The sequence below is a fragment of the Nocardioides sp. JCM 18999 genome (genome assembly GCF_055391175.1).
On sequence record NZ_AP043887.1, the window covers coordinates 1,641,932 to 1,660,050 of the forward strand.

At 68.8% G+C, this 18,119-nt stretch carries 22 protein-coding genes; 14 read left to right on the forward strand and 8 right to left on the reverse strand.

Annotation, left to right across the window (positions count from 1 at the left end; all coding sequences use genetic code 11):
• Nucleotides 1–12 precede the first annotated feature (12 nt).
• The 8 genes from ACZ5J1_RS07985 (at nucleotide 13) to ACZ5J1_RS08020 (ending at nucleotide 7,585) form a co-directional block, all read left to right on the forward strand.
• Complete coding sequence (locus ACZ5J1_RS07985; protein ID WP_464564137.1) at nucleotides 13–717, forward strand: DUF4191 domain-containing protein; 705 nt, start codon at nucleotides 13–15, stop codon at nucleotides 715–717.
• Nucleotides 718–719: 2 nt separating this feature from the next.
• Nucleotides 720–1,130: an RDD family protein gene (locus ACZ5J1_RS07990; RefSeq protein WP_464564139.1), complete on the forward strand. Its 411-nt coding sequence runs from the start codon at nucleotides 720–722 to the stop codon at nucleotides 1,128–1,130.
• Nucleotides 1,131–1,226: 96 nt separating this feature from the next.
• Complete coding sequence (locus ACZ5J1_RS07995) at nucleotides 1,227–3,404, forward strand: glutamine synthetase III family protein (protein ID WP_464564141.1); 2,178 nt, start codon at nucleotides 1,227–1,229, stop codon at nucleotides 3,402–3,404.
• A gap of 80 nt (nucleotides 3,405–3,484) precedes the next feature.
• Nucleotides 3,485–4,906, forward strand: coding sequence for a type I glutamate--ammonia ligase (gene glnA / locus ACZ5J1_RS08000; RefSeq protein WP_464564143.1), 1,422 nt, complete (start codon nucleotides 3,485–3,487; stop codon nucleotides 4,904–4,906).
• Between the two features lie 162 nt (nucleotides 4,907–5,068).
• Nucleotides 5,069–5,752: a potassium channel family protein gene (locus ACZ5J1_RS08005; RefSeq protein WP_464564145.1), complete on the forward strand. Its 684-nt coding sequence runs from the start codon at nucleotides 5,069–5,071 to the stop codon at nucleotides 5,750–5,752.
• Nucleotides 5,753–5,791: 39 nt separating this feature from the next.
• Nucleotides 5,792–6,352 carry a hypothetical protein gene (locus ACZ5J1_RS08010; protein ID WP_464564147.1) on the forward strand — a complete coding sequence of 187 codons (561 nt, stop codon included), beginning with the start codon at nucleotides 5,792–5,794 and terminating at the stop codon, nucleotides 6,350–6,352.
• Nucleotides 6,353–6,455: 103 nt separating this feature from the next.
• Nucleotides 6,456–6,731, forward strand: a complete 276-nt coding sequence (locus ACZ5J1_RS08015; protein WP_464564149.1) for an excalibur calcium-binding domain-containing protein — start codon at nucleotides 6,456–6,458, stop codon at nucleotides 6,729–6,731.
• Nucleotides 6,732–6,772: 41 nt separating this feature from the next.
• Complete coding sequence (locus ACZ5J1_RS08020) at nucleotides 6,773–7,585, forward strand: excalibur calcium-binding domain-containing protein (RefSeq protein ID WP_464564151.1); 813 nt, start codon at nucleotides 6,773–6,775, stop codon at nucleotides 7,583–7,585.
• A gap of 9 nt (nucleotides 7,586–7,594) precedes the next feature.
• Here the strand turns inward: ACZ5J1_RS08020 and ACZ5J1_RS08025 are convergent, their stop codons facing one another.
• The 4 genes from ACZ5J1_RS08025 to ACZ5J1_RS08040 are packed head-to-tail and all read right to left on the reverse strand — an operon-like array spanning nucleotide 7,595 to nucleotide 10,253.
• Nucleotides 7,595–7,801 (reverse strand): hypothetical protein, encoded by a 207-nt coding sequence (locus ACZ5J1_RS08025; protein WP_464564153.1) that lies wholly within the window; start codon nucleotides 7,799–7,801, stop codon nucleotides 7,595–7,597.
• Between the two features lie 33 nt (nucleotides 7,802–7,834).
• A complete protein-coding gene (locus tag ACZ5J1_RS08030) occupies nucleotides 7,835–8,704 on the reverse strand; it encodes a diacylglycerol/lipid kinase family protein (protein ID WP_464564155.1) in 870 nt (289 codons plus the stop codon).
• Between the two features lie 26 nt (nucleotides 8,705–8,730).
• Nucleotides 8,731–9,513, reverse strand: a complete 783-nt coding sequence (locus ACZ5J1_RS08035; RefSeq protein ID WP_464564157.1) for an ABC-2 transporter permease — start codon at nucleotides 9,511–9,513, stop codon at nucleotides 8,731–8,733.
• Complete coding sequence (locus ACZ5J1_RS08040; RefSeq protein WP_464564159.1) at nucleotides 9,510–10,253, reverse strand: ABC transporter ATP-binding protein; 744 nt, start codon at nucleotides 10,251–10,253, stop codon at nucleotides 9,510–9,512. Before ACZ5J1_RS08040 ends, ACZ5J1_RS08035 begins: the two co-directional genes overlap by 4 nt.
• Before the next feature lie 109 nt (nucleotides 10,254–10,362).
• On the opposite strand from ACZ5J1_RS08040, the gene ACZ5J1_RS08045 reads away from it, so the two are divergent.
• A complete protein-coding gene (locus ACZ5J1_RS08045) occupies nucleotides 10,363–11,505 on the forward strand; it encodes a sensor histidine kinase (protein ID WP_464564161.1) in 1,143 nt (380 codons plus the stop codon).
• Entirely contained in the window at nucleotides 11,502–12,158 is a 657-nt protein-coding gene (locus ACZ5J1_RS08050) for a response regulator (protein ID WP_464564163.1), read from the forward strand. The genes ACZ5J1_RS08045 and ACZ5J1_RS08050 overlap by 4 nt, the downstream gene beginning before the upstream one ends.
• A gap of 12 nt (nucleotides 12,159–12,170) precedes the next feature.
• Here the strand turns inward: ACZ5J1_RS08050 and ACZ5J1_RS08055 are convergent, their stop codons facing one another.
• On the reverse strand, nucleotides 12,171–12,479 hold the full coding sequence (locus ACZ5J1_RS08055; RefSeq protein WP_464564165.1) for a hypothetical protein: 309 nt from the start codon (nucleotides 12,477–12,479) through the stop codon (nucleotides 12,171–12,173).
• Nucleotides 12,476–12,865 carry a hypothetical protein gene (locus ACZ5J1_RS08060; RefSeq protein ID WP_464564167.1) on the reverse strand — a complete coding sequence of 130 codons (390 nt, stop codon included), beginning with the start codon at nucleotides 12,863–12,865 and terminating at the stop codon, nucleotides 12,476–12,478. The genes ACZ5J1_RS08055 and ACZ5J1_RS08060 overlap by 4 nt, the downstream gene beginning before the upstream one ends.
• A gap of 321 nt (nucleotides 12,866–13,186) precedes the next feature.
• Between ACZ5J1_RS08060 and ACZ5J1_RS08065 the strand changes: the two genes are divergently transcribed.
• Nucleotides 13,187–13,348 carry a cupin domain-containing protein gene (locus tag ACZ5J1_RS08065; RefSeq protein ID WP_464564749.1) on the forward strand — a complete coding sequence of 54 codons (162 nt, stop codon included), beginning with the start codon at nucleotides 13,187–13,189 and terminating at the stop codon, nucleotides 13,346–13,348.
• Nucleotides 13,349–13,355: 7 nt separating this feature from the next.
• Here the strand turns inward: ACZ5J1_RS08065 and ACZ5J1_RS08070 are convergent, their stop codons facing one another.
• Nucleotides 13,356–14,357, reverse strand: coding sequence for an NAD-dependent epimerase/dehydratase family protein (locus ACZ5J1_RS08070; RefSeq protein ID WP_464564169.1), 1,002 nt, complete (start codon nucleotides 14,355–14,357; stop codon nucleotides 13,356–13,358).
• 119 nt (nucleotides 14,358–14,476) lie between these two features.
• Here ACZ5J1_RS08070 and ACZ5J1_RS08075 point away from each other — a divergent pair, with 119 nt between their 5' ends.
• Nucleotides 14,477–14,815: a DUF1801 domain-containing protein gene (locus ACZ5J1_RS08075; RefSeq protein WP_464564171.1), complete on the forward strand. Its 339-nt coding sequence runs from the start codon at nucleotides 14,477–14,479 to the stop codon at nucleotides 14,813–14,815.
• A 14-nt stretch (nucleotides 14,816–14,829) separates the two neighbouring features.
• Here ACZ5J1_RS08075 and ACZ5J1_RS08080 read toward each other — a convergent pair whose 3' ends face one another.
• Nucleotides 14,830–15,612 (reverse strand): helix-hairpin-helix domain-containing protein, encoded by a 783-nt coding sequence (locus tag ACZ5J1_RS08080; protein WP_464564173.1) that lies wholly within the window; start codon nucleotides 15,610–15,612, stop codon nucleotides 14,830–14,832.
• 55 nt (nucleotides 15,613–15,667) lie between these two features.
• On the opposite strand from ACZ5J1_RS08080, the gene ACZ5J1_RS08085 reads away from it, so the two are divergent.
• Together ACZ5J1_RS08085 and ACZ5J1_RS08090 are read left to right on the forward strand one after the other, a co-directional pair.
• The gene (locus ACZ5J1_RS08085; protein ID WP_464564175.1) at nucleotides 15,668–16,534 is read left to right on the forward strand and encodes a TIGR03619 family F420-dependent LLM class oxidoreductase; all 867 of its coding nucleotides are present in this window, start codon (nucleotides 15,668–15,670) and stop codon (nucleotides 16,532–16,534) included.
• Nucleotides 16,535–16,544: 10 nt separating this feature from the next.
• Nucleotides 16,545–18,113 carry a peptide chain release factor 3 gene (locus tag ACZ5J1_RS08090; RefSeq protein ID WP_464564177.1) on the forward strand — a complete coding sequence of 523 codons (1,569 nt, stop codon included), beginning with the start codon at nucleotides 16,545–16,547 and terminating at the stop codon, nucleotides 18,111–18,113.
• Nucleotides 18,114–18,119 lie beyond the last annotated feature (6 nt).

The window sequence follows — 18,119 nt, forward strand, 5'->3', positions numbered from 1 at the left end:
AAGAGTGTGAGCATGTCCCAGCTCGACCCGAGCACCATGTCCCGACGGCAGCAGTTCGTCGAGTCCTACCGGATCACCCGTGCCGCTGACCCGGGGATCAACCTGTGGCTCCTCGGCTCGTTCGTGCTCGGTGCGCTCATCGGCGGTGGCCTGTTCTGGCTGCTGCCCGGTGACGGCTGGATCGGGACGGTCTTCACCGTCCTCGGCGTCCTCCTCGGTGGCATCCTCGCCGCCCTGCTGATCTTCGGTCGCCGCGCCCAGGCTGCTGCCTACTCCCGGATCGAGGGCCAGCCCGGCGCGGCTGCCGGCGTGCTCAACCTGCTCCGTCGCGGCTGGAACACCGAGCCCGCAGTCGCGTTCAACAAGAACCAGGACCTCGTCCACCGCGTCGTGGGTCCTCCCGGCATCGTCCTGATCGGTGAGGGCAACCCGAACCGGGTCAAGAACCTCCTGGCCGACCAGAAGCGCAAGCACGAGCGGGTCATCGTCGACGTGCCGATCCACGAGATCATCGTCGGCAACGGCGAGGGCCAGACCCCGCTGCCGAAGCTGAACCGCACGATCATGAAGCTCGGCAAGAACGTCCGTGGCGCCGAGATCACCGACATCCTCAACCGGCTCAAGGCGCTCGACGCGGTGCAGGGCAAGATGCCGCTGCCCAAGGGCCCGGTGCCGACCTCGATGAAGGGCCAGCGCGGGAACCTGCGCGGTCGCTGACCGTGCCGAACCCCACGTTCCCCACCGCGTCCTGGGCGCGGAGGGCTCTCGCCCTCATCGTCGACTGGATCGCCTCGACGCTGGTCGTCGTCTTCTTCACCGGCTGGTCGGCGTACTCCTCCCAGGGCGGGCCCGAGCAGTTCTACGTGCTCGGCGTCTTCGTCCTGGAGACGACCTTGTTCACGGCGGTGGCCGGTGGCAGCTTCGGCAAGCTCGCCACCCGGCTCCGCACGGTGCGGGTCAGCGGTGACCCGCGACCGATCAACGCCGTCGGTGCACTGGCTCGGCAGATCCTCGTGATCGCCGTGATCCCGCCGCTCATCTTCAAGCCGGACGGCCGCGGTCTGCACGACCTCGCGGTCGGATCGGCGACGGTCACGCTCCAGACCTGGCGCACCCTGTTACATCCCTGAAACATCGGGACACGTTCGCGAAATCCTCGTCGGGTTGGATTGCATCCATCCCCGATACAAACGGTGCTGATCCGTGCCGTGCACTAGGAGCTTGCGATGACTGCCAACCCCGCCCGCCTCGGCGCGATCCGCGCGATCCAGGCCAACGAGGCTCCGGCCACGTTCTTCAACGGCGCCGACGACGCGCCGGCGAGCTTCGGTGAGAACGTCTTCTCGCTGACGGTGATGGCCAAGCGTCTGCCCAAGGCGATCTACAAGTCCGTCGCTGCGACCATCCAGAACGGTGAGCGGCTCGACCCGGCCGTCGCCGACATCGTCGCCTCGGCGATGAAGGACTGGGCGATGGAGAAGGGTGTCACGCACTACGCGCACGTCTTCTACCCGCTCACCGGCCTGACCGCCGAGAAGCACGACTCCTTCATGGAGCCCGTCGGTGACGGCACCGCGATCTGGGAGTTCCAGGGCAAGACCCTCGTCCAGGGCGAGCCGGACGCGTCGTCGTTCCCCAACGGCGGCATCCGCGCCACGTTCGAGGCCCGTGGTTACACCGGCTGGGACGTCCAGTCGCCGGCGTACATCCTCGAGAACCCGAACGGTTCGACGCTGTGCATCCCGACGATCTTCGTCTCGATGACCGGTGAGGCCCTCGACCACAAGACCCCGCTGCTGCGCTCGCAGAACGCGATGTCGGAGCAGGCCAAGCGCGTCCTGACGCTGTTCGGCCACACCGACATCGACAACGTCGTCTCCTACTGCGGTCCGGAGCAGGAGTACTTCCTGGTCGATACCGCGTTCGTCAACGCGCGTCCCGACCTGCTCAACGCCGGCCGGACCCTGTTCGGCGCCAAGCCGCCGAAGGGCCAGGAGTTCGACGACCACTACTTCGGTGCGATCCCGGAGCGCGTCCTCGCGTTCATGCACGACACCGAGCGCGCCCTGTTCAAGCTCGGCGTTCCGGCCAAGACCCGGCACAACGAGGTCGCCCCGGGCCAGTTCGAGATCGCGCCCGTCTTCGAGCGCGCCAACCTCGCCTCGGACCACCAGCAGCTGCTGATGTCGACCTTCAAGTCGATCGCCAAGACCCACGGCTTCGAGTGCCTCTTCCACGAGAAGCCTTTCGCCGGCGTCAACGGCTCGGGCAAGCACGTCAACTTCTCCTTCGGCAACGGCAACCAGGGCAACTTCCTCAACCCGGGCGACAACCCGCACGACAACGCCCAGTTCCTGGTCTTCTGCGCCGCGGTCATCCGCGCCGTGCACCTCCACGGCGGACTGCTGCGCCTCTCGATCGCGTCGGCCGGCAACGACCACCGCCTGGGCGCCAACGAGGCCCCGCCGGCGATCATCTCGATCTTCCTCGGCGACCAGCTGCAGGACGTCTTCGAGCAGATCGCCAAGGGTGGCGCCACCTCCTCGAAGCAGAAGGGTGTCCTCTCCGTCGGCGTCGACACGCTGCCTGACCTGACCAAGGACGCCGGCGACCGCAACCGCACCTCGCCGATGGCCTTCACCGGCAACCGCTTCGAGTTCCGCGCCGCCGGCTCGAACCAGACCGTCGCAGCTCCGATGGTCATCATCAACACGATCATGGCCGAGGCCCTCGACCACATCGCCACCGAGCTGGAGGCGGCCGTCGCCGGCGGCACCGAGTTCAACGACGCCGTCCAGGCCGTCCTGGCCAAGATCGTGGAGAACCACGGCGCCGCCGTCTTCAACGGCAACGGCTACTCGCAGGAGTGGCACGAGGAGGCCGAGCAGCGCGGGCTGAAGAACCTCCGCACCACCGTCGACGCCCTGCCGGAGTACCTCACCCCCGAGGCGAAGGCACTCTTCAGCAAGTACGGCGTCTTCAACGAGGCCGAGGTCGAGGCCCGTTACGAGGTCGGTCTCGAGCAGTACCTCATGGTGATCAACGTCGAGGCGAACCTCACCGAGGAGATCGCGCGCACCACGATCCTGCCGTCGGCCGTTCGGTACCAGACCGAGCTCGCCGGGAACGTCGCCGCGCTCCGGGCGGCCGGCGTCGAGGCCGACACCACTGACCTGGTCGCGGTGAGCGGGCTGGTCAGCGCGCTGCGGTCCGCGATCTCCGACCTCGCTGCGGTCAAGGGCGGTGCGCACGCCTACGAAGGCATCGAGGAGGCGGCGTACTACCGTGACTCGATCCTCCCGGCGATGCTCGCGGTTCGTGAGGCTGCCGACGCCCTCGAGGACGTCGTGGCCGACGACCTGTGGAGCCTCCCGACCTACCAGGAGATGCTTTTCATCCGCTGATGAACGCTGGCTGATTAACAGCGTGTTACGAGGGCCGGGGAGGACTCCCCGGCCCTCGTTGCGTTCTGTAGGGTCATGCCATGTTCACCACTGGCGAAGAGCTTCTGAAGTTCATCAAGGACGAAGGTGTCGAGTTCGTCGACGTCCGTTTCGTCGACCTCCCGGGCATCCAGCAGCACCTCACGGTGCCGGTGTCCTCCTTCAACTTGGACCCGATGGCCTTCGACGGCTCCTCGATCCGTGGGTTCCAGTCGATCCACGAGTCCGACATGGCGCTCTACCCGGACGTCTCGACGGCGTACGTCGACCCGTTCCGCAAGCACAAGACGCTCGCGATGCTCTACTTCGTGCACGACCCGATCACGGGCGAGGCGTACTCGCGCGACCCGCGCAACATCGCCCGCAAGGCGCTGGCCTACCTGGCGACGACCGGTATCGGTGACACCGCCTACTTCGCTCCCGAGGCCGAGTTCTTCATCTTCGACTCGGTGAAGTTCGCCACCGGCATGAACAAGTCCTTCTACGAGGTCGAGTCCTTCGAGGGTTCCTGGAACTCCGGCGCGGACACCGACCCCGACGGCTCCCCGAACCGCGGCTACAAGGTCCGCACCAAGGGCGGCTACTTCCCCGTCACGCCGACCGACGGCACGCAGGACCTGCGTGACGACATGGTCAAGGCGCTCGAGGACTCCGGCCTCCTGGTCGAGCGTGCCCACCACGAGGTCGGCACCGCGGCCCAGGCCGAGATCAACTACAAGTTCGACACGCTGCTCAAGGCGGCCGACGATGTCATGAAGTTCAAGTACATCGTCCGCAACGTCGCCTGGGAGGCCGGCAAGACGGTCACCTTCATGCCGAAGCCGATCTTCGGTGACAACGGCTCGGGCATGCACGTGCACCAGTCGATCTGGGAGAACGGCGAGCCGCTCTTCTACGACGAAGCCGGCTACGGCGGCCTCTCCGACATGGCGCGTTGGTACATCGGCGGCATCCTGAAGCACGCTGCGGCCGTGCTGGCGTTCACCAACCCGACGGTGAACTCCTACCACCGCCTGGTGCCCGGCTTCGAGGCGCCGATCTCGCTGGTCTACTCCTCGCGAAACCGCTCGGCGGCCGTGCGTATCCCGATCACGGGCACCAACCCGAAGGCGAAGCGCATCGAGACCCGCTTCCCCGACCCGTCCTCCAACCCGTACCTCGCCTTCTCCGCGCTGCTGCTGGCCGGGATCGACGGCATCAAGAACAAGATCGAGCCGCCGGCACCGATCGACAAGGACATCTACGAGCTCCCGCCGGACGAGATGGCTGAGATCGCCCAGGTCCCCACGACCCTCGGCGACGTGCTCCAGGCGCTCAAGGACGACCACGAGTTCCTCACCGTCGGCGACGTCTTCACCGAGGACCTCATCGAGATGTGGATCGACTGGAAGACCAACAACGAGATCCTGCCCGTGCAGCTGCGCCCGCACCCGCACGAGTTCGAGCTGTACTACGACATCTGAGATCGGCGGCCTTCTGACTGCGGAATCTCGTCGGAGAACTTCGCGGCAGAACTCATCGATCATCGATGGCGTGGTCCATCACATGGAAGGACCCCCTCCTGTTTCGCCAGGAGGGGGTCTCTCCCATTTCCGGCTCACTCCCCCGCCGCTACCGTGCGAACCATGCCCGCCACACAGTCCCGTGTCGAAAGCTGGGAACGCCGCTCCGAGGTTCCACTCCTCCTCCTGGCTGGGGCCTTCCTCGTCGCCTACGCGTGGCCGATCCTCGACCCCCGTCTGGATCCCGACCTCCGCACGTCGCTCGCCGTCGTCTCCTGGACGGTCTGGGTGGCGTTCGTCGCGGACTTCGTCATCCGGCTCTACCTGGCCGATGAGCGCAAGGCGTACGCCGTCCAGCACTGGTACGACGTCGCACTGGTGATCCTCCCGATGCTCCGTCCACTGCGATTGCTGCGGCTGCTCGCGCTCGTGCGGATCCTGGACCGCACCGCTACCAAGAACCTGGCCGGACGGGTCCTGGTCTACGTCGCGGGTGCAGCAACGATGGCCGTCTTCCTCGGCGGGCTCGCCGTCCTGGACGTAGAGCAGGACGCGGACGGCGCGAACATCACGACGTTCGGCGATGCCTTGTGGTGGGCGCTGACAACGGTGACGACGGTCGGCTACGGCGACTATGCCCCGGTCACCCTGGAAGGCCGCCTCATCGCGATGGTCCTGATGTTCGTGGGGATCGGGGTCGTGGGCGCTGTCACCGCAACCGTGGCGACCTGGATCCTCGAGCGGGTCGCAGCGGAGCGGGATGACGCGGCGGAAGGGTCGCCAGGGGGTCCGAGCTTGTCCAGCTGAGGCGCTCCGACGCGCCAGGTTCTATGGAATGCTGCCCCCATGCGACGCCATCCGTCGACGCCGGCGCCCGGCTCGCCTGGCTTCTCGGGCTATGCCCTGGCCATCGGCGTGAGCCTCCTCGCCCTCGGAGTGGAGATTCCCGTCGGCCAGACGCTGAACATCGTGAGCGGCCGTGCCTCATGGAGCACCCTTGGGAGCGCGGTCGTCGCGGGCGTCGTGATCATCGTTGCCGGTGCCATACCGGCCATGATCATCGGGCCGGTCGGCGCGCTCGTCGTGCATGGCATGACGGTCGGCGTCTCCGCGCAGGGCTGGCATGTGATCTCAGCCGCCTTCGTCGGCCTGTCCGCAGGAGCGCTGCTCCTCAACTTCCACAACCTCCCGCTCGCGGTGATGTTGGGTGTAGCGACGGGGATCGGCCGTCTCGCCGCCGTGCCGCTCGCTCGGGAGAGAGCCCGACTGCGGGACCTTGACCGGCCTCAGCCCCGCAGCGCGAGCGATGTCGGGGTGGCGCATCGGGTGCGCAGCGTCAACTCCGGCCCCGACTATGGGCCGGACTACTCCCCCGATCGCAGCAGCCACCGCTACGACGACATCTGAGTTCCAACTCTCAACGAACCGGGCCAGGGACCATTGTCTTGCCTTCTCAGCGAAGACTCAGTTCCTCAGACAATCGGCAGACTGGCGCCGTACCGTCCTCGGCATGAAGACCGTTGCCGTCGCGCTCGCCGCAGGCCTGGCCCTGTCCATCACGGCGGTCGCGTCCCCGGCCCACGCGGCTACGGGGAAGAAGTACTCGTCCTGCGCCAAGCTCGCCAAGGACTACCCGCACGGTGTGGCGAAGAGTCCTGCCGCTGCTTCGAAGCAGGTTGCGCAGGGGTACGGCCGTCCCGCGACCACCAAGAAGGCCCGCGCCGTCTACAGCGCGAACAAGGCGAACCTGGACCGCGACAAGGACGGAACCGCTTGCGAGCGCTGACGCGTCTCGCAGCCGTTGCAGCAGCAGGGACTCTTGCGGCATTGATCGCGACTACCGGGCCTGCAGGTGCCACCTCGAAGGTGCCGACCGCCGGGAACGGGACGACCTACTCGACCCCCTACGTGACCGCCGTGAAGTCCCTCAAGGTCTCCGGTGAGGTCTCGTCCGGGTACGCACGCACGAAGTTCAAGCACTGGGACGATGCCGATCACGACTGCCGCGACACCCGGGCGGAGGTTCTGCGGGCCGCGTCCCGCAAGGCGACCACCGGGACCTGCACGGTCAAGACCGGCCGTTGGGTGTCCTCGTACGACGCCGTCGTCGTCATCAACGCCCGCCAGATCGACATCGACCACCTGGTCCCGCTCGCCGAGGCTTGGGAGTCGGGCGCGCGTTCCTGGACCGCAGCGCGTCGCGAGGCGTTCGCCAACGACCTCGCTGACCCGCGTGCCCTGAGCGCTGTCACCGCTCATGCCAACCGGTCCAAAGGTGACCGTGATCCGGGCGAATGGCAGCCCATCAAGAAGCGCTGCACCTATCTTGCGAACTGGGTCGCCATCAAGGCCCGCTGGGGCCTCACGGTCGACCAGACCGAGCGCGACTCCCTGCTCCTGGCGGTCGGCCGCTGCGGAAACCCGACCGTGAAGGTCCGCAAGGCGACGGTGAAGAACGCCCGGGCGGCCCCGACCGGCGGAACTGGCGGGACCAGTGGCCCCTCAATCGGCGGCACCGACCCGCGATACGGGACCTGCGCGGAGGCCATCTCGCACGGATACGGCCCCTACGTGCGCGGCAAGGACCCGGAGTACGCCTGGTACTCCGACCGCGACCACGACGGCGCCGTCTGCGAGTAGCTGTCGCTGTCAGTCCTCGTCGACCTCGACCGTCACCAGCGGGTCGTCAGGGGTGGTCGGCGCGTGGGGACCTTCCGAACGGTCAGCCAGCGCCTCGCCCGGAGCGGCGCCGGCGGCGTCGTCCTGAGTCCCGTGCGCCGGCACGTCGTCCGGCGGGGTCGACGACGTGGACTTGCCGGCGATAGAAGAGGCGAGTTCCTTCAACCATGCGAACATGCCCTCCATCCTGCTCTACGGCGACAACTGCACCTAGCGATGGAACTGAATGGCGCCTGGGGCCAGACGCCAGGAGGCGCTCGTGTGCGGTCCGCTGAGCTCGCCATCAGCACTGAGGCTGAACCGCTCCCCTTCGACCCCTACCTCCGTGCCCCGCAAGTGGACCACGTCAGACCGTTCGGTGTGGCGGCCGAGGCGCAGCTGGGCGGCGTAGGCCAACCGGCTGAGCCGTCCCTGCGTCCTGGCGACCAGGACGTCGAGGCGGCCGTCTCCCGGCTCGGCATCGGGAACGAGCTCCGTGCCCCCTCCGACGCTCGGACCGTTGCCGACCACGACCTGGGTCAGGTGCTCCTTCGCCTGGGCCACGACCATGCCGTCCACGGTCACCGTCACATGGAGGGACTTCGGCCGGAGGCCCGTCTTCAGCGCCCCGGCGACGTACCCGAGCCGGCCCAGCACCGGCTTGAGCGCCTCGGCTTCGTGGCCCGCCTGGGCGCCCAGGCCCAGGTGCACGCTGTTGACGACGGCAGTTCCGTCAGCGGCGACCACGAGATCGATCGGCTGAGGCGGACGGTTGACGATGACCTGGGCCGCCGCTTCCGGGTCGAGGGGAAGGTCGGTGCCGCGGGCGAAGTCGTTCCCGGTGCCGAGCGGGATCAGGCCGAGTGGGACGTCGAGCTCCAGCCGGCGTACGGCGTTGACCACGGCGTGCAGGGTGCCGTCCCCGCCCGCGATGACGACCGTCGACGTCGTCCCCGACAGAGCCTCGTCGAGCTCCTCGGCTGACGAGGTGGCGACCACCTCCACCGGGCCATCAGCACGCAGCACCTCGAGTGCAGGCTCCAGCCGCGCCTGATCGTTGCTGCCGGCCCCGGCATTGGTCACGACCACGTAGTCCGTCACGGTTCCCCACCCTAGGTGGGGAGCGTCTACTTCACTTCGGAGCGGCGCAACATCACCAGGCCGATCGTCAGGGGGATGACGATCCAGATCATGGTGGTCGATGCCAGCTGGGCCCACTCACGCGCCGACGAGGTCTCGCCCCCGAACAGGGTGACCTGCGTGGCGTTCCAGTCGATCCAGGGCTGCAGGTCCGAGAACCAGTCGCGCACCTGAGCCAACAGCACGAGGAGGCCGGAGAGGACGAAGGACAGCACGACGTATCCGACGATGGCGGCGGCCGACTGACGCAGCACTACGCCCAAGGTGAAACCGATGGCCATCCCCACCAAGCTGCCCAGCACGATCTGGGCGGCGTGAGCCAGGTCGATGTTCCACACCGGGTCGACCCCCAGGAGGGCGGCTCCGAACACGTGGCCGACGGCTCCGATCGTGAACGCCACCAGCATCGAGGCGACGCCGACGATCAGGGTCGCGATCGCCTTGGCGCCGATCACCCGTCCCCGGCTGGGGACGAGCGTGAACGTCGTCAGTCCGCTGCGCTGGCTCCACTCGCTGGTGACCGCGAGGATCGCGATCATGGGGAGGATCAACGTCATCGGGAAGCCGACGGCGGCCGTGAACGTCCCGTAGCTGAGCGAGCTCTCAGGAGCGAAGACGACCACGGCCACGGTCGCAGCGACCGCGAGCACGACGATGCTCACGAGCAACCAGAAGCCCGAGCGGGTGTCGAACATCTTGCGCAGCTCGACGTCGACCAGACGGTTGGCCGGGATCGGGTGAACATCGCGAGAAGCGGTCTCGGTGATCATGCTGCCTCCCCTCCTTGGGCGGCGATCCGGTCGCGTTGGGTTCCAGCGGTGAGCGCGAGGAACAGCTCCTCCAGTCCGGTGCCGGCGTCTGCCAGCAGCTCGTGCTTGGTGCCCTCCGCGAGGATTCGCCCGTTCCCGATCATGACCAGGTCGTCGGCGATGACCTCGACCTCGTGCAGGAGGTGGGACGAGAGCAGCACCGTGCCACCGTGGTCGGCGAAGTCCCGCAGCAGGGCGCGCATCCAGCGGATCCCTGCAGGGTCGAAGCCGTTGGCCGGCTCGTCGAGGAGCAGTACGGCGGGGTCGCCGATCAGGGCGGTGGCGAGCCCGAGGCGCTGCCGCATGCCGAGCGAGTAGTGCCGTACTCGGCGTCCTGCCTCCTCGTCCGTCAACGAGACCAGCGCCAGCATCTCAGCGACGCGGCTGGTCGGCAGGCCCATGGTGCGCGCAGCAATCGTGAGGATCTCGCGTCCGGTGCGCCCGCCGTGCTGGGCCGAGGCGTCGAGGAGGACGCCGGCCTCGCGACCGGGGTTCGGCAGGTCGGCGTACCGGCCACCGAGCACCTCGACCCGGCCGGACCCGGGCGGAGTCAGGCCGACGAGGATCCGCAGGGTGGTCGACTTGCCGGCACCGTTGGGGCCGAGGAAGCCGGTCACGCGGCCAGGACGAGCGGTGAACGAGACGTCGTCGACGACGGTGACGCCGCGATAGCTCTTGGTCAGGTGGTCCACAGTGATCATGATCTGGAGCCTCCGCCGACCCCGGTGTCGGCCACATCGTCATCGAGGTCGGACCTGCCTCGTTCTTTCGGCCGGTCCGCGACGCGGCGACCATCCCTAGGCTGAGCAGGTGATCACCGCCGCCCTGCGCTCGTTGTGGGCTGAGCCGCGCCCCGCGAACGTTCCCACGCGGGTCTGGCGCGACTGGGTGCTCGTCGGCGCGTTGATGGTGACGGCGCTCCTCGAGGGCGCCCTCAGCGACGACGTCGCCTGGCGCCCGTTCGCCACGGTCGTGGCCGTCGGACTCGTGCCCGTGCTGCTCTGGCGGCGTACCCACCCGTTGGCCTGCGTCGTGGTGGCCTTCGGTACCGCCCTGGGCTTGGGACTGGCGACCGTGGTCGGCGGAGCGCCGAGCGTCGGACTCAACACCATGATCTTCGTCCTGGTGCTGGTCTACGCGCTGGTCCGTTGGGGTTCGGGACGCGAGATCGTGATCGGGCTGACGGTGGTGCTCGTCGCTGCGGTCATCGGCACCATCGCCGACGCCACTGGCCCGGGCGATGTCATCGGCGGGTTCGCAGTCCTCGCGGCTGCGGCCACAGCCGGCGCGGCGTTCCGCTTCCGCGCCGAGAACTGGCGCCGGGCGTTGGAGCAGATCCGCAGTCAGGAGCGGGTCGGCCTCGCACGCGACCTGCATGACTCGGTCGCCCACCACGTCTCGGCGATCGCGGTGCAGGCTCAGGCGGGCCGGATGGTGGCCGGCCAGCGTCCAGAGGCGGCACTCGAGGCGCTGGCGGTGATCGAGGACGAAGCATCGCGGACGTTGGCGGAGATGCGCGCGATGGTCCGGGTGCTGCGCGAAGGTGCACCGACGGAGTACGCCCCTCAGCCCGGGATCGCGGACCTGGCGTCGCTGGCGCGCCGCGAGCCGCTCCCGGTCGTTGACGTGACGGTGCCGGACGATCTCGACGACGTTCCGCGCCAGGTCGACAGCGCGGTCTACCGGCTGGCGCAGGAGTCGTTGACGAACGCCCTCCGGCACGCCCGGAACGCCACCCGGGTCGAGATCCAGGTCGCCGTCACCAGCGGAACCCTGCGGCTCTGCGTCACCGACGACGGTCAGATCGACCCGGCCCGTCCAGCAAGCCACGGCTTCGGTCTCCTCGGCATGAACGAGCGGGTGCAGCTGCTCGGCGGCACCCTGCGCGCCGGACCACAGTCCAGGGGCGGGTGGTCGGTCGAAGCCGAACTGCCCACGGAGGTGCACCGATGACGGTGCGGGTGCTGGTGGCCGACGACCAGGACCTGGTGCGGACCGGCCTCACGATGATCCTCGACGCCCAGCCCGACATCGAGGTCGTCGGGCAGGCCGCCGACGGGCCGACGACGGTCGAGCTGGCGCGCAGCCTCCGACCCGACGTGTGCCTGGTCGACATCCGGATGCCGGGGCTCGACGGGATCGAGGTGACCGAACGTCTCGCCGGCCGCGACGTGGCTGACCCGATCGCGGTGGTGGTGATCACGACGTTCGACCTCGACGAGTACGTCCACGGCGCCCTGCGGGCCGGCGCTCGGGGCTTCCTGCTCAAGGACGCCGGCCCGGAGCTGCTCGTGCAGGCGGTGCATGCCGCCGCCGTCGGCGATGCCCTGATCGCACCGAACATCACCCGACGCCTGCTCGCGACGCTGGCCGCCAAGGGACCGGCGAAGGAACGCACCCAACCGATCGAGCAACTCACCGACCGGGAGGAGGAGGTGCTGGCGTTGGTCGCCCGCGGGCGGACGAACGCTGAGATCGCCGCGGAGCTCTTCATCGGCCTGACGACCGTGAAGACCCACGTCGCGAGCCTGCTGTCCAAGCTCGGCGCCCGGAATCGCGTCGAGATCGCGATGTGGGCCTACGACACCGGCCGGGTGGGTGACTGAGTCGGGGTCGCTTCAGGCGCTGGTGCGCCCCTTCGCATCGGCGACCGCAGCCGCACCCGTGGCGATCGCGGTGACGACGCCGACCGCGGGCCAAGCGCCGATCTTCTTCGCGAGCGGGTGGGAGCCACCGAAGGCACCGACGTAGAGCGCGGTGAGCGCCGCCGCCGGGACAGCGCCGACCGATCCGGCCCAGCCCTTGGCCGCAGCGGCGCCGGCCGTCGCCAGGACGACTCCCCCGAGCTCACGCTTCCCGGTGTAGCGAGCGGTGGCGTAACCGCCGACGAGACCAACGACGACGAACGGAGCGGTGGGGATGTTCATGTCTTCAATGTACGGACGGCTGGGGCGTAGTCGATCAGCGGCTGCTCGACCATCCGCACCACACCGGCGACCTCCCAGTCGGGGCCGATCCACATCGTGCCCAAGTCGGTGCGGAGCACCGGACGCCCCCAGGAGACGTCGTACTCCCCCGCCCGGACCTGGTCGCCCCGGCTCACCACGATGACTTGGCCGCGCTCCCGGTGGCGCGCCGGCTCGTAGAACAGGACGGCGCCCGGATGCCAGCCTCGGCTGCTGAAGGCGACGTCCGTGACCTCGTAGGCCAGCAGGTCGACCCGCCGACGCTTCCGGGTCCGGCGAACGACGGGCTCGGCGTTCTCGTCCCACAGGGAGAGCTGGCCCGGATCCTCCCGCCTGTTCGAACGCATGTTCCCATGGTAGATGCATTTACCTCCGTCGGCGCGAGGACGAGAATCGTAGGTCCGGACGGCGGACGACGCCGACACGACCGCCTGCGCCCGCCCGCCCACACGCCACGATGAGAGTGGGGCAACGATGGCAACCGAACAACGCAGCATCGAGACACCGTACGAGACTCGGCCGTTCAAGGATCACGGCCGCATGGACGTCGTCACGCTGGGCGACTTCACCCTGGGACGAGGCACCTTCGAGCCAGGCTGGCGCTGGTCCGAGGACGTCAAACCGATCGCAGGCACCGACTCCGCCAGACGCGGCACACCGGCTTCTGCATCTCCGGTCAGATGGTGGTCCGCTCCGATGACGGATCCGAGCTCACCGTCGGCCGGGGAGACGTCATGCTCATCGAACCCGGCCACGACGCCTGGGTCGTCGGGGACGAGCCGTGCGTGCTGCTCGACACCGGGGTCGCGGCGTACGCGGTGCCCAGCTGAACCGAGCTCAGGACCGCGGCTGAGCGGAGAACCAACGGACCGCTTCGCGGACCGATTCCTCGATCGGCCGCGGTTCCCACCCGAGTTCACGGGTGGCCTTGCCGTGATCGATGGCTGACTGGAGGGTCATCAGCCGCACCGACGTACGGGTCACGACCGTGTCCCGGCGCGCCAGGCGCGACCACGCCGATCCGAGCGCGCCGAGCACCCGGATGGCCGGGATCGGGAGGCCGATCCGTGGCGGCTTCACCCCGGCTTCGTCGGCAGCGATCACGAAGAGCTCCTGGATCGGCAGGTAGCGCTCGGAGACGATGTACCGCTCGCCCACCGTCCCGCGCTCCTCAGCCAGCAGGAACGCCGCCGCGGCATCCTCGATGCCGACCACGTCCATGCAGACACCGCTGACGTAGGCAGGCATGCGCCCCTCGGCGGCGGCACGCAACAGCTTCCCGTGCGGCGTCGGCCCCCGGTCGCCGCGACCGTAAGTGGTCGAGACGTTGAGTACGACGGCGGGCAGGCCGCGCTCGCGGCACGCCCGAAGTACCGCCTCCTCGGCCTGGAGCCGCGACTCGACATAGGGACCGCCGAGGTGCCGCCAGGTGTGGGGAGTCAGCTCATCGGCGACCCCGGCGGTCCCTTCCGCCGGGATGCCGATGGCGACCACGGAGCTGCAGAACACGAACCGTGGCACCCCAACCTCGACGGCCGCCTCGATCACGTGGCCGAGCAGCTCCACGTTGGTGCGGAACAGCGGCGACGGATCACGCAGCCAGGCCCGCGCGTCGACGATGCAGTAGTGCACCGCGTCGGCGCCGGACATCGCCGCCCGGAGCGCGGCCGGGTCGTCCAGCTCGCCACGCACGACCTCGACATCCAGACCGTCCAGCGCGGCGTCGGAGCTCGACGGACGCAGCCACACCCGGACCCGATCGCCGCGGCCGGCGAGCTGACGGATGACGGTCGACCCGAGGAATCCGCTTCCGCCCATGACCAGTGTGGTGCGCCCCATGCCGACTCCTCACTCACGAAAATTCTGGCCGAGGCTACAGGAGTACGGTCAGCCCCACGTACGGTCGCGACCACTGTCCGACCACCGCACAAGGCACGAGACCGAAGGAGACCAGATCCATGTTCACCAAGAAGGGCGACGCAGCCGTGCTGGCGAAGCTCGAGGATGCCCCCGCGCCGTACCGCGAGATCGGAACCCGCCTCCACGCGATCATCCGGGAGAGCGCGCCGACCCTCGAGCCGATCGTCCGGTGGGGGCTCCCGTTCTACGTCAAGGACGGGCAGGACGTCTGCTACATCAAGCCGGACAAGGAGTTCATCGTCTTCGGGTTCGGAGAGGTCCAGAACCCGGCCTTCGAGGAGAGCCAGAGCATGCACCCCGTCGCGTGGACGCTCACCGCGCTCGACGAGACGGCCGAGACCCGGATCCGTGAGCTGCTGGTGAAGGTGAACGCCTGAGGATCCACACGTCCTCAGTCGGCGAGCGACCAGCCCTGGTCGGCCAGCGCGTCACGGAGCAGCCGGATCGCGATCGGGCCGACTCCGTGCAGGGCGAGCAGGTCGGCCTCGGTCCACGACCGGACCTGGTGCAGGGTCCAGATCTCCTGAGCGCGGAGGGCCCGGGTGGCGGGGGCGCCGACCCGCGGCAACGGGATCCCCGTCGGCACTGATCGTTCGTGGACCTGCCCGGTCTCGGCGTCGATCAGAGCCGCACCGCGCGGGGAGATCCGATAGCCGATGTCGAGCGACTCGGTCAGGCCGAGCTCCTTGAGCTTGCGGACGTCACGCTTGAAGCTGGCCGTGTCCCGGCCGACCCGGGCAGCCAGCTCGGGCGCCCGCACGGTGGCGTTCTCGTCGATCAACCGCAGCGTCGCACGGGTCCAGGGACCGATCGACGAGGCGGCATCGAGACGGTCGAGTCGAGTCGTGAGCGCGTCGATCTCGTCCGCATCGGGCAGCGCGGCGCGCAGCTGGGTGCGAGGGTCGGGGCCGGCGTACCTGACTCCGACGCGCCAGACCGGAAGCTCGGCCCGTGCCTCCAGCAGCCGGGCCAGCTCGTCAGGGGTCGAGCCGGCGCGGCGCGCGTCCTCGGTGCTGATCCGTGACGCCTCCACGGGATCGACGGCGGTCACCTCGACCAGTCCGATCCGGGTGCGCAGCCGGGTGCCGACCTTGACCCGCGGCCGCTCCCACCTCCGGAACGCGAGATCGACGTCGCCGACCTTGATCGCCTGCAGGATGTCGGGCCGGATCATCACCCGACCGAACCTACCCTTCCGCCGCAGCGAGAACAGGTTCTAGTCTCCGGTCATGCGTTTCGCGGTCAACGTGGCCTTCCTCCCTGTCGACGAGCTCCTCCCGATCGCGAAGGTCGCCGACGAGTGCGGGTACGACGCCATCCTGATCCCCGACCATCTCGTCGACCTCGAGTCGCTGGAGACGCCGTACCCCTACACCCCGGACGGGGCGCGGCGCTGGAACGCCGATGCGCACTGGCCCGACCCGTGGGTCCTGGCCGGGGCGATGGCCGCGGTCACGCAGCGGATCCGGTTCTACACGACCGTCTACGTCGCCGCCCTGCGCAGCCCGTTCCAGGTCGCGAAATCCGTCGGCACCGCGGCCGTCCTCTCGCACAACCGGGTCGCCTTCGGCGTCGGCGTGGGGTGGTGCCGCGAGGAGTTCGAGATGCTCGGCCAGGACTTCTCCACCCGAGGCCGTCGCACCGACGAGGCGCTCGACCTGATGAAGGAGCTCTGGTCCCCCGGCTGGAACAGCCACGAGGGCCGGTTCTACTCGGCACCGAAGCTGCGGATGGAGCCGACTCCGACGGCACCCATCCCCATCTACGTCGGGGGCTTGTCCGACATCGGCCTGCGTCGCGCGGCCCGGCACGACGGCTGGATCGGCGACCTCTACACCACAGCCGAGGCGGCCGTGTTCGCCCAGCGGCTGGCCGAGATCCGGCACGAGATCGGCGCCGAGGGGGACTTCAGCGTCATCGTCGCGCTGACCGACTGCATGCTGCCGGAACAGTTCGCGGCCGCCGAAGCGGCGGGCGTCACCGACACGATGACCATGCCGTGGGCCTACTACTACGGCCTCGAATGCACCCTCGAACAGAAGCTGGACGGCCTCCGTCGCTTCGCCGAGGACGTGATCCGGCCGCTGGACCGGTAATTTTCGGTGCGTGCCCGACCAACGTCCTCGCCGTACCTTCGCCGTCATCAGCCACCCCGATGCCGGTAAGTCCACCCTGACCGAGGCGTTGGCCCTGCACGCGCGGGTGATCACCGAGGCCGGCGCGGTCCACGGCAAGGGCAACCGACGTGCCACCGTGTCGGACTGGCTCGCGATGGAGAAGGCCCGAGGCATCTCGATCACCTCCGCGGCGCTGCAGTTCGACTACCGCGACCACGTGATCAACCTCGTCGACACTCCCGGCCACAGCGACTTCTCCGAGGACACCTACCGGGTGCTGTCGGCTGTCGACTCCGCCGTGATGCTGGTCGACGCCGGTAAGGGTCTGGAGCCGCAGACGCTCAAGCTCTTCCAGGTGTGCGCCCTGCGAGGGATCCCGGTCATCACCGTGATCAACAAGTGGGACCGCCCCGGCCTGTCCCCGTTGCAGCTGATGGACGACATCGAGAAGCAGATCAAGCTCCGTCCGACGCCGCTCACGTGGCCGGTCGGCGAGGCGGGCGACTTCCGCGGCGTCCTGGACCGTCGGACGGGCGAGTTCATCAAGTACACCCGCACCGCCGGCGGCGCGACCCGTGCCCCGGAGCGCCGGATGGCCGCCGACGAGGTCGAGGAGACCGACCTGCTCGCCTGGACCGAGGCCGTCGAAGGGCATGAGCTGCTCGGTCTCGACGACGCCGACCACGACCAGGACCGTTTCCTGGCCGGGGAGACCACGCCGGTCATGTTCGCCTCCGCACTGCAGAACTTCGGTGTCGCCCAGCTGCTGGACCTCCTGCTCGACCTGGCTCCCGGTCCGAGCGCGACGACCGGCGTGGACGGCTCGGTCCGCCAGACGAACGACGCCTTCAGCGCGTTCGTCTTCAAGGTGCAGTCCGGGATGAACACCTCCCACCGCGACCGGTTGGCGTACGCGCGGGTCGTGTCGGGCGAGTTCGAGCGCGGGATGGTGCTTACCCACGCCGAGACGGGCAAGCCGTTCGCCACGAAGTACGCCCAGTCGCTCTTCGGCCGGGAGACGACCTCGGTCGACCACGCCGAGCCCGGCGACATCATCGGCTTCGTGAACGCCCAGGCACTCCGCGTCGGCGACACCCTGTACGACGGCGACCCGATCACCTACCCGCCCGTTCCGAGCTTCGCCCCTGAGCACTTCATGACCGCCACCGCGGCCGACCTGAGCCGGTTCAAGCAGTTCCGCAAGGGCATCGAGCAGCTGGACCAGGAGGGCGTCGTCCAGGTGCTGCGCTCGGACCTGCGCGGAGACCAGAGCCCGGTGCTGGCCGCCGTCGGCCCGCTCCAGTTCGAGGTGGTCGAGGAGCGGATGGCCAACGAGTTCAACTCCCCGATCCGGCTCTCGCGCCTCGACTACCAGGTGGCACGCCGCACCGACGCGGCCGGGGCGGAGGAGCTGGGCGGTCTGCGCGGCACCGAGGTGCTGCAGCGATCGGACGGCACCTACATGGCGCTCGTCAGCGACAAGTGGCGCGCCTCGCTCATCGCCCGCGACCATCCCGAGGTGATGTTCGAGGAGCTCCCCGCCGGAGGCGCGAGCTGACCGAAG

Excerpts from the sequence above, each read along its gene's own strand:
- ACZ5J1_RS07985 (WP_464564137.1), top strand. The coding sequence starts at position 13 with ATGTCCCAGCTCGACCCGAGCACCATGTCCCGACGGCAGCAGTTCGTC.
- ACZ5J1_RS07995 (WP_464564141.1), top strand. The coding sequence starts at position 1,227 with ATGACTGCCAACCCCGCCCGCCTCGGCGCGATCCGCGCGATCCAGGCC.
- glnA (WP_464564143.1), top strand. The coding sequence starts at position 3,485 with ATGTTCACCACTGGCGAAGAGCTTCTGAAGTTCATCAAGGACGAAGGT.
- ACZ5J1_RS08005 (WP_464564145.1), top strand. The coding sequence starts at position 5,069 with ATGCCCGCCACACAGTCCCGTGTCGAAAGCTGGGAACGCCGCTCCGAG.
- ACZ5J1_RS08010 (WP_464564147.1), top strand. The coding sequence starts at position 5,792 with ATGCGACGCCATCCGTCGACGCCGGCGCCCGGCTCGCCTGGCTTCTCG.
- ACZ5J1_RS08015 (WP_464564149.1), top strand. The coding sequence starts at position 6,456 with ATGAAGACCGTTGCCGTCGCGCTCGCCGCAGGCCTGGCCCTGTCCATC.
- ACZ5J1_RS08025 (WP_464564153.1), bottom strand. The coding sequence starts at position 7,801 with ATGTTCGCATGGTTGAAGGAACTCGCCTCTTCTATCGCCGGCAAGTCC.
- ACZ5J1_RS08035 (WP_464564157.1), bottom strand. The coding sequence starts at position 9,513 with ATGATCACCGAGACCGCTTCTCGCGATGTTCACCCGATCCCGGCCAAC.
- ACZ5J1_RS08040 (WP_464564159.1), bottom strand. The coding sequence starts at position 10,253 with ATGATCACTGTGGACCACCTGACCAAGAGCTATCGCGGCGTCACCGTC.
- ACZ5J1_RS08050 (WP_464564163.1), top strand. The coding sequence starts at position 11,502 with ATGACGGTGCGGGTGCTGGTGGCCGACGACCAGGACCTGGTGCGGACC.
- ACZ5J1_RS08055 (WP_464564165.1), bottom strand. The coding sequence starts at position 12,479 with ATGAACATCCCCACCGCTCCGTTCGTCGTCGTTGGTCTCGTCGGCGGT.
- ACZ5J1_RS08060 (WP_464564167.1), bottom strand. The coding sequence starts at position 12,865 with ATGCGTTCGAACAGGCGGGAGGATCCGGGCCAGCTCTCCCTGTGGGAC.
- ACZ5J1_RS08070 (WP_464564169.1), bottom strand. The coding sequence starts at position 14,357 with ATGGGGCGCACCACACTGGTCATGGGCGGAAGCGGATTCCTCGGGTCG.
- ACZ5J1_RS08075 (WP_464564171.1), top strand. The coding sequence starts at position 14,477 with ATGTTCACCAAGAAGGGCGACGCAGCCGTGCTGGCGAAGCTCGAGGAT.
- ACZ5J1_RS08080 (WP_464564173.1), bottom strand. The coding sequence starts at position 15,612 with ATGATCCGGCCCGACATCCTGCAGGCGATCAAGGTCGGCGACGTCGAT.
- ACZ5J1_RS08085 (WP_464564175.1), top strand. The coding sequence starts at position 15,668 with ATGCGTTTCGCGGTCAACGTGGCCTTCCTCCCTGTCGACGAGCTCCTC.